Annotated in this window: 14 protein-coding genes; 8 read left to right on the top strand and 6 right to left on the bottom strand. The window is 66.2% G+C overall.

The features are described from left to right. Window positions 1-212: 212 nt before the first annotated feature. The 4 genes from mtgA to J4O76_RS04190 are packed head-to-tail and all read right to left on the bottom strand — an operon-like array spanning window position 213 to window position 4,077. The gene (gene mtgA / locus J4O76_RS04205) at window positions 213-887 is read right to left on the bottom strand and encodes a monofunctional biosynthetic peptidoglycan transglycosylase (protein ID WP_426280465.1); all 675 of its coding nucleotides are present in this window, start codon (window positions 885-887) and stop codon (window positions 213-215) included. A gap of 9 nt (window positions 888-896) precedes the next feature. Beyond that, window positions 897-2,168, bottom strand: coding sequence for a flavin monoamine oxidase family protein (locus tag J4O76_RS04200; RefSeq protein WP_426280464.1), 1,272 nt, complete (start codon window positions 2,166-2,168; stop codon window positions 897-899). 1 nt (window position 2,169) lies between these two features. After that, a complete protein-coding gene (rpoH, locus tag J4O76_RS04195; protein ID WP_056048373.1) occupies window positions 2,170-3,072 on the bottom strand; it encodes an RNA polymerase sigma factor RpoH in 903 nt (300 codons plus the stop codon). Window positions 3,073-3,129: 57 nt separating this feature from the next. After that, a complete protein-coding gene (locus J4O76_RS04190) occupies window positions 3,130-4,077 on the bottom strand; it encodes an RluA family pseudouridine synthase (RefSeq protein WP_426280463.1) in 948 nt (315 codons plus the stop codon). A 17-nt stretch (window positions 4,078-4,094) separates the two neighbouring features. On the opposite strand from J4O76_RS04190, the gene J4O76_RS04185 reads away from it, so the two are divergent. The 8 genes from J4O76_RS04185 to J4O76_RS04150 all read left to right on the top strand — a co-directional run bounded on the left by J4O76_RS04185 (window position 4,095) and on the right by J4O76_RS04150 (window position 11,278). Next, a complete protein-coding gene (locus J4O76_RS04185) occupies window positions 4,095-4,490 on the top strand; it encodes a M67 family metallopeptidase (protein ID WP_426280462.1) in 396 nt (131 codons plus the stop codon). Window positions 4,491-4,626: 136 nt separating this feature from the next. Beyond that, window positions 4,627-5,271 (top strand): histidine phosphotransferase family protein, encoded by a 645-nt coding sequence (locus J4O76_RS04180; protein WP_426280461.1) that lies wholly within the window; start codon window positions 4,627-4,629, stop codon window positions 5,269-5,271. 75 nt (window positions 5,272-5,346) lie between these two features. Next, window positions 5,347-7,647, top strand: a complete 2,301-nt coding sequence (locus tag J4O76_RS04175) for a chemotaxis protein CheA (RefSeq protein WP_426280460.1) — start codon at window positions 5,347-5,349, stop codon at window positions 7,645-7,647. Then, window positions 7,644-8,072 carry a chemotaxis protein CheW gene (locus tag J4O76_RS04170; RefSeq protein ID WP_426280459.1) on the top strand — a complete coding sequence of 143 codons (429 nt, stop codon included), beginning with the start codon at window positions 7,644-7,646 and terminating at the stop codon, window positions 8,070-8,072. Before J4O76_RS04175 ends, J4O76_RS04170 begins: the two co-directional genes overlap by 4 nt. A gap of 85 nt (window positions 8,073-8,157) precedes the next feature. Then, window positions 8,158-8,523 (top strand): response regulator, encoded by a 366-nt coding sequence (locus tag J4O76_RS04165; RefSeq protein ID WP_055878033.1) that lies wholly within the window; start codon window positions 8,158-8,160, stop codon window positions 8,521-8,523. Between the two features lie 13 nt (window positions 8,524-8,536). Continuing rightward, window positions 8,537-9,655 carry a chemotaxis protein CheB gene (locus J4O76_RS04160; protein ID WP_426280458.1) on the top strand — a complete coding sequence of 373 codons (1,119 nt, stop codon included), beginning with the start codon at window positions 8,537-8,539 and terminating at the stop codon, window positions 9,653-9,655. Continuing rightward, entirely contained in the window at window positions 9,652-10,488 is an 837-nt protein-coding gene (locus J4O76_RS04155) for a CheR family methyltransferase (RefSeq protein ID WP_426280457.1), read from the top strand. The genes J4O76_RS04160 and J4O76_RS04155 overlap by 4 nt, the downstream gene beginning before the upstream one ends. 85 nt (window positions 10,489-10,573) lie before the next feature. Beyond that, on the top strand, window positions 10,574-11,278 hold the full coding sequence (locus J4O76_RS04150; RefSeq protein WP_426280456.1) for an HPP family protein: 705 nt from the start codon (window positions 10,574-10,576) through the stop codon (window positions 11,276-11,278). Here J4O76_RS04150 and J4O76_RS04145 read toward each other — a convergent pair. After that, a complete protein-coding gene (locus tag J4O76_RS04145) occupies window positions 11,275-11,724 on the bottom strand; it encodes a cytidine deaminase (protein ID WP_426280455.1) in 450 nt (149 codons plus the stop codon). The two genes, J4O76_RS04150 and J4O76_RS04145, sit on opposite strands and share 4 nt — an antisense overlap. Further along, window positions 11,721-12,398: a glycoside hydrolase family 25 protein gene (locus J4O76_RS04140; RefSeq protein ID WP_426280454.1), complete on the bottom strand. Its 678-nt coding sequence runs from the start codon at window positions 12,396-12,398 to the stop codon at window positions 11,721-11,723. Before J4O76_RS04140 ends, J4O76_RS04145 begins: the two co-directional genes overlap by 4 nt. Between the last annotated feature and the right edge of the window lie 6 nt (window positions 12,399-12,404).

Below are 12,404 nucleotides of genomic sequence, written 5' to 3'. Positions count from 1 at the left end.
TTACAAATCGCACGCCCGAGCTTCACGAGCCCGTCATCCCGGCGAAAGCTAGGATATCCCTCGGTGACGCGCACCCTTCGCCACGAGGATACCCCAGCTTTCACTGGGGTGACGGGTGAGGGGGCGGGTTCGTGAGCAGAACGGAAGCTGACGGTGAGTTCAGCTGCCTCCCACTCCGCCACCCCGGAATTGATCCGGGGTGGCGGAACGGGTCAGGTTCGCAAGCAGCTGTCCAACCCATCGTTCCGCACAACAGAAACCCGCCGCGACAGCGTATTCCCATGTTTTCGCACGAAACCATGCGGATCGATCGCAGCCCGCTTCTTCGGCAACGGTAGCACCGCAGCAATCCGCCCCGCCTCGGTCGGCGACAGTCGCGACGCATCGTGATTGAAATACCGGATCGCCCCGGCGTTCGCGCCGTACGTCCCGATCCCGGTCTCGGCGATGTTGAGATACACCTCCATGATCCGCCGCTTCCCCCACAGCGTCTCGATCAGCACGGTGAAATACGCCTCGAACGCTTTCCGCACATACCCGCCGCCCTGGAACAGGAACGCGTTCTTCGCGGTCTGCTGGCTGATCGTCGAGCCGCCGCGAATGCGTCCGCCCTGTGCATTGCGCGCCGCCGCCCCCGCCATCGCCTTGAAATCGAAGCCATGATGCGAACAGAACCGCGAGTCCTCGCCAGCGATCGCCGCACGCGCCATGTCCGGGTCCATCTCCGACAATGGCATCCAGTCCTTGGTGATGGTGTGGCCCGACAGCAGGTCGCCCATCATCGTCCAGGTGAACGGCACCGGCACGAAGCGGTAGATGCCGACCCACGCGACCGTGATCAGGACGAAGGCGAAGACGATCTTTGCAGCGATGCGGATAGGGCCCATCGCCGCTCCTTATGCGATCGTCGCGGCCTCGCCAATGACTGCACTGGCGGCCGTCACGCCGGTTTCGTACGCGCCGTGTGCTGTCGAGAAATCGAATGGGTGGCAGGCCTCGCCCGCGAAGTGGATGCGGTCGTCGACCGAGGCGGCGAGGATGGCGCGCTGATCGGCCCGGCCGATCAGCGCGTGGCTATAGCTTCCGCCGATATAGGGTTCGTGGCGCCAGCGGGTTGCGACAAGCGGCGTGAAGCGCTTGCGCCAGTCGCTGCCGAGCAACCCTACCAGTTCGTCGATCGCGAACTGTGCCGCATCGCCGTCCTCCAGCATCTCCGCGCAGTCGCCGCCGAAGAAGCTCTCGACGATCGGCCAGCTGAACGGAGAAAGGCGGTGGCTGGCGGTGCAAGCGCTGTACGGGTTGCCGACCAGGTGCGCGTTGGTCGGCCATTCGGGGCGGTCGACGTGGAGGAACACCTTGTCCGCTAGGCCGAGCGGGAGGTCCGCGGCGGCGGCGTGCTTATCGGGGAGCGGCGGATCGAAGACGATCTGCGACTTGGCGAGGACGGTAGTGGGGACGCAGACGATCACGTGGTCCGCCTCGATCGTTCCAGCCGGGGTGTGGAGTTTGATGCGGCGACCGCTGTGGTCGATGCGCGTTACCGGGGTGGAGAGGCGGATGTTCAGGCCGCCGGCGTGGCTGGAGACGAGTGTGCCGTAGCCTTCCTTGACCGTCCAGTTGTCGTCGGTAGCAGCCTCTTCGTATGCGGCCCAGTCGTGGAGCGATACTTGGGTAAGGTTCGCACCGTTTGCGTAGCCGGAGATCGCGTCGATCTTCGGGCGCCATTTGTCGTTGGGGGCGATGAAGTCGGACAGCGGGCGGTCGGGGCCTTCAAGGGCGGCTAGGGCGCGCTCGTTCCAATCTTGGTAAGCTGTGGCAGAGGCTGACTGGTCTTCGGGTGGGAAGCCGAGGTCCCGCCACTGGGTGCGCCAATTCGCGTCGGAGCGGTCTACCGTAAAGCCCGTTGCCTCGGCAATTTGAGTCCAAGGATTGCGCTGGGCGGAGTGTAGCCAGCCGCAACCAGCGTCTACATGTTCCCCCGCGAAGGCGGGAGTCCAGTCGGGGCCCCCGCCTTCGCGGGGGAACAAGGAGGCGAGGGACAGGCTGTGCGCACGGCCACCTAGGCGGTCATTGGCCTCGACCCACAGCACCTCTTGCCCCGCGTCGTGCAGCATTCTTGCCGCCGCAATACCGGCCGCACCGCCGCCGATGACGACGGTGCGCGCCATGTTATGCTGCCAGTAGGCGCTTCTCGCCGGCAATCCGCATCATCGCCTTCTGCAGCTTCTCGAACGCACGCACCTCGATCTGCCGCACGCGTTCGCGCGACACGCCGTAGACCTGAGACAATTCCTCAAGTGTCTTGGGATCATCCGTCAGGCGACGCTCGGTCAGGATGTGCTGCTCGCGCTCGTTGAGGTCGTCCATCGCCGACACCAGCATCGAGTGACGAACGTCCGCCTCCTGCGCATCGGCAACGATCTTGTCCTGCAGCGGCGCATCGTCCTGCAGCCAATCCTGCCACTGGCCTTCGCCGTCCTCGCGCATGGGCACGTTGAGCGACGTATCGCCACCCATCGCCATGCGGCGGTTCATGCTGACGACGTCGGTTTCCGCGACACCGAGGTCGGTCGCGATCTTGGTGACGTGCTCGGGACGCAGATCGCCATCCTCGAACGCATCGAGACGGCTCTTCATCCGGCGCAGGTTGAAGAACAGCTTCTTCTGCGCCGCGGTGGTGCCCATCTTCACGAGGCTCCACGAGCGCAGGATGTACTCCTGGATCGAAGCGCGGATCCACCACATCGCATAGGTGGCGAGACGGAAACCACGCTCGGGCTCGAACTTCTTCACGCCCTGCATCAGGCCGATATTGCCCTCGGAGATCAGTTCCGACGTCGGCAGGCCGTAGCCGCGATAGCCCATCGCGATCTTCGCCACGAGGCGGAGATGCGAGGTCACCAGCTGCGCCGCAGCCTCGGTGTCGCCATGTTCCTGGAAACGCTTGGCGAGCATGTATTCCTGCTCGGGTTTCAGGAGCGGAAATTTTTTGATCTCGGCAAGATAACGATTGAGACCCGCCTCGCTGCCGAGCGCAGGTATCGTCGCTGGAACGTTGGAGCGGGCTGCCATGGTCGTAATCCCTTTCTGATGACCCCGATTGCCGCAATGCGGCATGGGCTCGATTACCTATACGTGAAGCTGGGTGAACAGTTCCTGCATGTCTGCGGGCATTTCGCTTTCGAACGCCAAAGCGATGCTTTTCACCGGATGGATGAACCCCAGATGCGCCGCGTGCAAGGCCTGCCGGCGGAAACCGAGCGTTTCGAGCAGCGACTTCTGAGCTTGCTTTGTTCTACCATAGACCGGGTCCCCCAACAAGGCATGGCCGATCGACGCCATGTGGACGCGCACCTGGTGCGTGCGGCCCGTCTCTAGTCGACACTCGATCAGCGCCGCACCGCGTAAAGTTTCGATCGTCGAAAAATGGGTCACCGCACGCTTGCCGCCCTCGACGATCGCGATCTTCTTGCGGTTCTGCGGACTCCGCGCGAGCGGCGCATTGACCGTGCCGCTTGGCGGCCGCGGGATGCCGCCGACGATCGCCTTGTAGCGGCGGTCGATGCTGTGGTCGTGGAACTGCTTCGCCAAGCCTTCGTGCGCGCGGTCGGTCTTGGCGGCGATCATCAGCCCCGAAGTGTCCTTGTCGATGCGGTGGACGATGCCCGGTCGCGCGACGCCGCCAATACCCGACAAATTTCCGGCGCAATGGTGGAGCAGCGCATTGACGAGCGTGCCGTCGAAATTGCCCGCAGCGGGGTGGACGACTAAGCCCGCGGGCTTGTCGATCACGATCAGGTCCTCGTCTTCGTACGCGACGACGAGCGGGATGTCCTGCGCTTCGTTGTGCAGCGGGGTCGGCGGCGGGATCGCGACGGCGAACACCTGACCGGCCGCCGCCTTCTTCGCCGAATCACGCCATTCGCGACCGTGGAGGGTAACCTGACCCGTGGCGATCAGCCCCTTCAACCGCTCGCGCGACATGTCGGGAAGCACTTCGGCAAGCGCACGATCGAGTCTCCAGCCATCCGTGGCCGGCGTGATCGATGCTTCGATGATGGAAACCCCCCGGTCCATGTCGTACTGATGTGGCGATGAGCGTGACGATTTCAAGCGAACTGCTGCAGCAGTTGGTCGCAGAAGCGGCTGAGTCGCCGGATGCCGAGGTCTGTGGGTTGCTGTTCGGGACAACCCTACGGATCGAGGCGGCGGAGGCGTGCGCGAACGTGGCGGCGAATACTGCGCGGGCTTTCGAGATCGACCCGGCTGCTTTGTTTGCGGCCCATCGGCGGGCTCGGGGAGGCGGGCTGGCAGTGATCGGGCATTATCATTCGCATCCCTCCGGGCTTCCGGTTCCGTCTCCTCGGGACGCGGCGCAGGCGATGGGGGATGGCGCGGTTTGGGTTATCCTCGGCGGCGGTGTGGCGCGGGCGTGGCGGTCGGCCGAGGTGGGGGCGTTTGTCGAGGAGGCGATCGAGGTCGTTGAGTAGCGCCACCCTTCTTCCCCCCTCCCTGGAAGGGAGGGGGGAAGAAGGGTGGCGGCTTCTACTGTATAGGGTACCGCAAGTTGGCATTGCGTAGCGGCCGCCCGCCAGCCACAAGACCCTCCAGAATTAGGGGATTTTCATGACGGTCAGCCCGGTCGATTTCGCGAGCCTGCTCTGTTCGCGCCTGTGTCACGACCTGCTGTCGCCGGTTGGCGCGCTCAACAACGGGCTAGAACTGCTCGCCGACGAGACCGATCCGGCGATGCGCGAGCGCGTCATGGAACTGCTTGCGGACAGCGCGCGCGCGTCCGCCAGCAAGCTGAAGTTCTTCCGTCTGGCGTTCGGTGCGGCGGGCGGGTTCGGCGAGCTGGTCGATACGCACGAGGCCAGGAACGCGATCGAAGGTCTAGTTGCCGAGAACAAGCGGATCACCTTCGTCTGGGCTGTCGAGACGCCGGCAATGCCGAAGTCCGCGGTGAAAATACTGCTCAACCTAGTCCTCGTGGCAACCGAGTCGCTTGTACGCGGCGGCACGATGGAGGTCGGGGGCGAGGATAATGACGGTCAGCTGGAGATCGTCGTGAAGATCGAGGGCACCCGGATCGTGCTCGACCCGGAGATTCGCCGAACATTGGTCGAGGGGGAGGGCGCGCACACTGTCACGCCGCGTGCGGCGGCGGCGTACATGATCAACACCGTCGTCGCGGAAGCCGGCGGGAAGGTCATCGTATCGGAGCCTGCCGAGGGCATCATGATCTTCGGCGCAGTCTTCAACGCGCGTTGATCCCGTAGAGGCGGGCAGGACAATCAACCTCGCCTTAACCTGAAGCATGCATGACGGGCTCGAACGCGGGGCCGCATGGACGATCTGTTACAGGAATTCATTGCCGAGACGCGCGAAACGCTGGAAGCGATTGCCGGCGAGATCGTCGCGTGGGAGTCCGATCCGACCGATCGTGCGCGTCTCGATGCGATCTTCCGCTTCGTGCATACCGTGAAGGGCAGCTGCGGGTTCCTGGATTTGCCGCGGCTGGCCCGGCTCAGTCACGCGGCGGAGGACGTGTTGGCGGCGGTGCGCGACGGCAAGCGGACGCCCGATACCGCGCTGGTCGACGCCGTGCTCGGCATCGTCGACCGTATCGGCGAGATCGTCGAGGCGATCGACGCGGGCGCAACGCTGGACGATTCGACCGAAGACTCACTGATCGCCGCGCTGGCGTCGGATGCCAAACCCAAGGCCGCAGTGGCCGTGGTACCGATGGGGCGGGCGACCAGCCGCAGCGTCCGGCTGAACGTCGATCTGCTCGATCGGATGATGAGCGGTATGTCCGACATGGTCCTCGCGCGGAACGATCTCGCGCGGCGGTTGCGCGATGGCGACGCCGATCCGCAGGTCGAGGCTGCGCTGGAGCGGTTGTCGCTGACGGTTGCTGACATGCGTGACACGGTCACGCGGACGCGCATGCAGAAGGTCGACGCGCTGTTCTCCGCGCTGCCCCGGATGGTGCGCGATACCAGCGCGGAACTGGGGAAGTCGGTCAACCTCGTCATCGACGGTGCCGATGTCGAACTCGATCGCGAGATGATCGAGCTGATGCGCGATCCGTTGCTCCACGTTATCCGCAACGCGATCGACCACGGTATCGAGACGCCGGAGGCGCGTCGGGCTGCCGGCAAGCCGGAGGCGGGGCGACTGATCGTCTCCGCGCGGCAATCGGGGAACCAGATCCTCATCGAGATCAGCGACGACGGCCGGGGCATCGACTTAGCGCGGATCGTCGCCAAGGCGGCCGAGCAGAAGCTCCACTCCGCGACCGAACTGGCGGCGATGAGCGATACGGCGAAGCTCGACCTGATCTTTGCGCCCGGGCTTTCGAGCCGCGATGTCGTCACCGCGACGTCGGGACGCGGCGTCGGCATGGACGTGGTCCGCGCCAATATCGAGCAGATCGGCGGCCGCATCGTCCTCGTCAACGATCCGGGGAGGGGGCTGCGAATTATCGCGCGCGTCCCACTGACGCTGTCGATCCTCACGACGCTGATCGTCGAAGTCGGGACTCAGCGTTTCGCGCTCGCGCGCCAATCGGTCGAGGAGATCGTGCTGGTGCGCGGCGATCAGGTGCGGATCGAGACGATCGGCGATGCGGCGGCGGTGCTGGTGCGGGGGCGTCGCATGCCTTTGGTGGCGCTTGCCGGACTGTTCGGGCTCGGGTCGGAACCGCCGCCGACGCTGGTGATCGTATCGACCCGCGAGGGCGATTACGCGCTGGGCGTCGACACCGTGATCGATACCGAGGAACTGGTCGTAAAGCCGGCGTCGCCCGCGATAATGGCGACGGGCGTGTATGCCGGCATGACCTTGCCCGACAACGGCTTGCCGATGCTGCTGCTCGATGCGGCGGGGATCGCGACCGTCGCTGGCCTGCGGTTCGCGCCGGTGGTGGTGAACGACGCGATCGAGGAGGTCGCTGCTCCCGGCATCCCGGCATTGCTGTTCGACGATCTCGATGGGCAGCGTCGCGCGATCGCGCTGGCGGTGATCGACCGCGTCGAGCCCGTACCGGTGGACGCGATCCGCCGGACCGCGGGGGCGATGAGACTGACGATCGGCGACGCGATCATCCCGGTCCATGCGGTCGGCGGGTTCGGCGATCGGACCGAGATCGCGATGCTTCGGCTCACCGATGGCGAGAGCGAGATGGCCTATGCGATCGCCGAAGCGATCGAAATCGTGGCGTTGCCCGCGGAAATGGCGCCGGCGCGGCGTGGCGGAACGGATGCAGGCGCTCCGATCGCGGGTGTCGTGCTGATCGCCGGCGAGCAGGTCGAAGTGGTCGATCCGCATGCGTTGTTCGCGGGTGAGCCGGTCAAGATCGCGACGCCGCCGCTATGCCTGTTGCAGGTCGACGGGTCGGGCTGGATGGAAACCTTCCTGAAACCTGCGCTGGAGGCATCGGGCTATCGCTGCGTAACGGCGTTGGCGGTGGGCGAGACGGCGGCGGTCGCGCTGGCGATGGAGGATGCGCCGGTCTCCGCCGCGCACGCGCCGGTGGTGACGCTGCGGCGATCGCGGGTCGCGGACGGCGACGATGACCCGAGCGTCTACCGCTATGACCGCCCCGCGCTCATTGCGGCGATCGCCGCACGGAGGGGATTGTGAGCGACCTGTTCCTGATCGCGCATATCGCCGGTCGCGGGGTCGCGATCGACGCGGCGCAGGTCGATTCGGTGGTCGATATCGGCGAGATCGTCGCGGTGCCTCGCGCCGAGGCGTTCGTGCGCGGACTGGCCGCGTTGCGCAGCCGGGTCGTGACCGTGATCGACACGGGGATTGCGCTTGGACTTGCACCTACCCCCGATGCGATGCGCCGCGCGGTCATCACGATCGTCGATGGGCATCATTACGCGATCCTGGTCGATTCGGTCGAGGACGTCGCGCCGTTCGTCCGGCTGCCGCTGTCATCGGGCTTGGCGCTACGTGGCGGCTGGGCGTCGGTTGGTACGGGACTTGTCGAGCGCGACGGCGAGCCCTTGCTGATCATCGATCTCGCTGTCGTCCTGCCGACGTCGCCGCTCGCGGCGTGACGTTTTACGCCGACGTTCCAACGCTTAACTCCCTCCTTACTGTTTGCGATCTAGGACGGTCGCACGATTTCCCGGAAGGCTTTCCATGAAGACCTGTCTTGTCGTCGACGATTCGAAAGTGATCCGAAAAGTCGCGCGTCACATCCTCGAGACACTTGACTTTACCGTCACCGAAGCGTGCGATGGCCGCGAGGCGTTGGCGTCCTGCATGGCGTCGATCCCTGACGTGATCCTGCTCGACTGGAACATGCCCGTGATGAGCGGGATGGATTTCCTCCGCGCGTTGCGCGAGGCGGACGTGCCGCGCCGCCCCAAGGTCGTGTTCTGCACCACGGAGAACGGCATGGCGTATATCCGTGCGGCGATCGAGGCAGGCGCAGACGAGTATGTCATGAAGCCGTTCGACCGCGACACGCTGGAATCGAAACTCCAGATCGTCGGCATGGCCTGATCCAGGCCTGGCCGTGACGACCCGGACCCACTCTGCCGAGCGGCATGCGGACCGCGACGGGCTCGACAGCGCAAGGGTCTTGATCGTCGATGACTCGGTGGTCGTCCGCGCGGTGATCGCGCGGCTGATCGATGCGAGCGACCGGTTCTCGGTCGTCGGCGCGGTCGGCAACGTCGCTGCGGCCTTGGCATTCCTGGATCGCGCGATGGTCGACTTCATCCTGCTCGATATCGAGATGCCGGGGATCGACGGGCTCAGCGCATTGCCCGACCTGATCGCGGCGGGGCAGGGCGCGAAGGTCCTGATCGTGTCGTCGAGCGCGGACGAAGGCGGGGCTACCGCCTTGCGGGCGATGGCACTCGGCGCGGCCGAGACGCTGATCAAGCCGTCCACGAGTGCCCTGTCGACGCGGTTCGGGTCGGTACTGGTCAACAAGCTCGAGGCGCTGTGCGAGTATTCGGCGCAGGTGCCGCCTGCGCTGGTCGTGCGCGCGCCCGTCTTGCCGACGCCGCCCGCGGACCCGCCGCTGCCGATCCGCCCGGTCTCGACCAGCGACGACTATGACATCGTTGCGATCGGTGCCTCGACCGGCGGCATCCATGCGCTGAGCCAGATGTTCGGTCAGATTCCCGCTGGGTTCCGCCTGCCAATCGTCATCACCCAACATCTGCCCGCGTCGTTCATGCCCTATTTCGCCGCGCAGATCGCAGTGCTTGCCGGACGCCCGTGCGATGTCGCAGTCGACCGGATGCGGATTCGACCGGGCCGGATCACCATCGCACCCGGCGACGCGCATCTTAAAGCTGTGAAGCTGTCCGAAGGTGGCGCGGCCTTTCGTCTGACGCACGAGGCCGCGCTTAGCGGGTGCATGCCGTCGGTCGACCCGATGCTGGCCTCGCTCGCGGACGTCTATGGCCCGCGTCTGCTCGCGGTCGTGCTCAGCGGGATGGGGCGCGACGGTGCGGAGGGGGCACGGCGCGTCCACGACGGCGGCGGGTGCGTCGTCGTGCAGGATCAGCAAAGCTCGGTGGTGTGGGGCATGCCGGGTGCGATCGCCGCCTCGGGCATTGCCGACGCCGTGCTGGCCCCCGACGCGATCGGTCGCCTCGCGGCGACGCGACGCCGACCATGACGTCGCGCGCCGCTCCCGCACCTGCCGCGTCGCAGGCCACGATCAACGTCCTCACCGCGTTGCTCGAGGCACGTACCGGTCAACAGATCGCCGCCTATCGCTCATGGCGGCTCGACACCGCGCTGAAGCCCCTGCTGCGCGCGCGCAAGCTCGATACGCTCGACCAGTTGGTGACCCAGTTGCTGCAGGGAAGCGACCGTTCGATCGGCGACTCGATCGTCGACGCCCTCGTCAACCAGGAGACCTCGTTCTTCCGCGACGCGCAGGTATTCGAGATGCTCGCCGAGGCGGTCGCCGACGCCGAGCGTGACGGTCGTCGCGCGCGGATCTGGTGCGCAGGCTGTTCGACCGGACAGGAGCCGCTCTCGCTCGCAATGCAGTTCGCCGAACGGCGCGAGACGAGTGGCGTGCCCATGCCCGAGATCGTCGCCACCGACGTGTCCGATGCGGCTGTCGCCCGCGCGCGATCCGGTCGCTTCTCGCAATTCGAGATCCAGCGCGGCCTGCCGGTGCGTCGCATGGTTCGCTGGTTCGACACGACCGGCAGCGACTGGGTGGCGAAGCCCGATCTGCTGGGCATGGTCGCGTTCCGCCGGATGAACCTGGTATCAGACCCAGCGCCGCCAGGACATTTCGATGTCGTCCTGTGCCGCAACGTGCTGCTGTACCTGTCGACCGACACCAAGGCCGAGGTGTTCCCGAAGATCGCCAAGGCGATGAAGCCCGGCGGCGTGCTGGTCATGGGGGCGGGCGAAACCGTGATCGGCCAGACAAGCGCGTTCGCGCCGAGCAAGCGGTTCCGCGGCTTCTACGAAATGCCCGCACAGGGGTAATCGGTCCACCTCGCGACGGGCCGGCCGCCGTGACTTGCCGGCGTGCGCGCCATATGGACCAGGCATCGTTCACCGGGTGTCTCGCATGCGCAAATTCTTCGTTCCTATTCTCGCAGGGGGAAACCTGAGGGATCGACTCCGGGCGTGCCTGGGCGCTCTGCTCGGCATCGGCCTGACCAGCGCGATCAGCGCGGGTGTGGTTCACCCGTACGGCGCGTTCCTGCTGATCGCCGCGCCGATGGGCGCCGCGGCCGTCCTCGTGTTCGTGGTACCGGCGAGCCCGCTGGCACAGCCCTGGTCGGTCATCGGCGGCAATATCATCGCCGCGCTGGTCGGGGTCACCGTCAGAATGCTCGTACCGGCGCCCGAACTCGCGGCGCCGATCGCGGTCGGCGCGGCGATCCTGATGATGTCGCTGACCCGGTCGCTGCATCCGCCCGCTGGTGCGGTCGCGTTGACCGCAGTCGTCGGGGGCCCGGCCGTTGTCGACGCGGGCTTCGCGTTCGTCCTCGTCCCGATCGCGCTGAACGCCATGATACTGACGGCGTGCGGAATCCTGTTCCACCGGTTTTCAGGGCATAGTTATCCGCACAAGGTGCCCGTTGCGGTACCAGCGCCGATCGAAGCCGCGCTCCGGGCCGAGGATCTCGACAAGGCGCTCGCCGATCTCGGCGAAACGCTCGACGTCAGCCGTGAGGACCTCGACCTGTTGTTTGGTCGTGTCGAATACCACGCAGCCCAACGGCGTACGCGCATGACTGGCGGCGGCCCCGTGGGACGCGCGGCTTAGCTGACCCCCAGGTCCGCCGGGCCGAACGCATCAGGCAGCAATTCCGAAACCATGTAGGTGCGGATCGCATCGCCTTCCGCCGCGCCGCAATGCACCGGCAGGTCGCGGCGGCCCATCTGCGCCGCTTCGTTGATGACCTGGCGACAGCGCCCACAGGGACTGACGGGGGACGTGCCGGTCGCGCGGCCCTCGGCATCCATCGCCCCGCCGATCACGCCGATCGCGACGATATCGCGGAGCCGACCTGCGGCGCTCGCGGTGGCGATCGCGACTGTTTCCGCACACAGCGACAGGCCGTAGCTAGCGTTCTCGAAGTTTGCGCCGGTGATCACCGTACCGTCGTCGAGCAGTACCGCAGCACCGACCGCGAACCGCGAATAGGGCGCGTGGGCGTTGCGCGCTGCGTCGCGTGCTGCGGCCACGAGTTGAATTGCTTGTTCAGTCATGATGCCACCACGTCCCAATTCACCGGTCCCTCGATCCCGTCGATGCGGCGGAAATCGCTTGCCCGCCACATCCGCCACGGTCGCGCGGTGTAGTCGGGCTTGAGGATATTCTCCACCGCCCATAGCGGCCGCGGGACGGCGTCCGACAGCGTATATTTCGAGTCCACCGCCTTGCTGATCCGCAGCATCACCGGTTGCCGGGTGTGCGTCTCGACCATCGTCACGAACTGCGCGATGTCGGCGATCAGCGTCGCGCGATCCGGCCGCGCGTTACAATCATCGTGGAACGCGATGTCGACCGCGGTCGGCAAGGCATCGGACGTCCGGGGCACGAAGGTGTTGAACGCGTTCGCCTGCTCGTCCGCGCGCTGGCACAAGGAATAGACATGGACCGCGCCGCGGCGCAGGCCGGCGTCGGGCAACGCCGCCCAGTTCGCCTCGAACGCCGCATCGCGGCGGTCGGTGCCCGACGTCGCGACGATGTAGGCGAAGTCGGCGCCGCTCGCGCGCACGGTGCCCCATTCGACCGGACCGGGGTTCTCGGCGAGGTCGATGCCCTGCAGCGGGTATTGCTTGACGTCGGGGTGCCAGCCGGTCGCGGCGGTCCAGCCGCAGATACCGACGAAGCCGGTCGCGGCCAGCGCAGCCGCGAATTTCAAAAGTGCGTGAGCCATGGGTCT

It is taken from the genome of Sphingomonas sp. NFX23 (genome assembly GCF_049887795.1).
GTDB lineage: Bacteria > Pseudomonadota > Alphaproteobacteria > Sphingomonadales > Sphingomonadaceae > Sphingomonas.
Note: the sequence above shows the minus strand (reverse complement) of the source record. Positions and strands in the feature narration are given on the sequence as shown.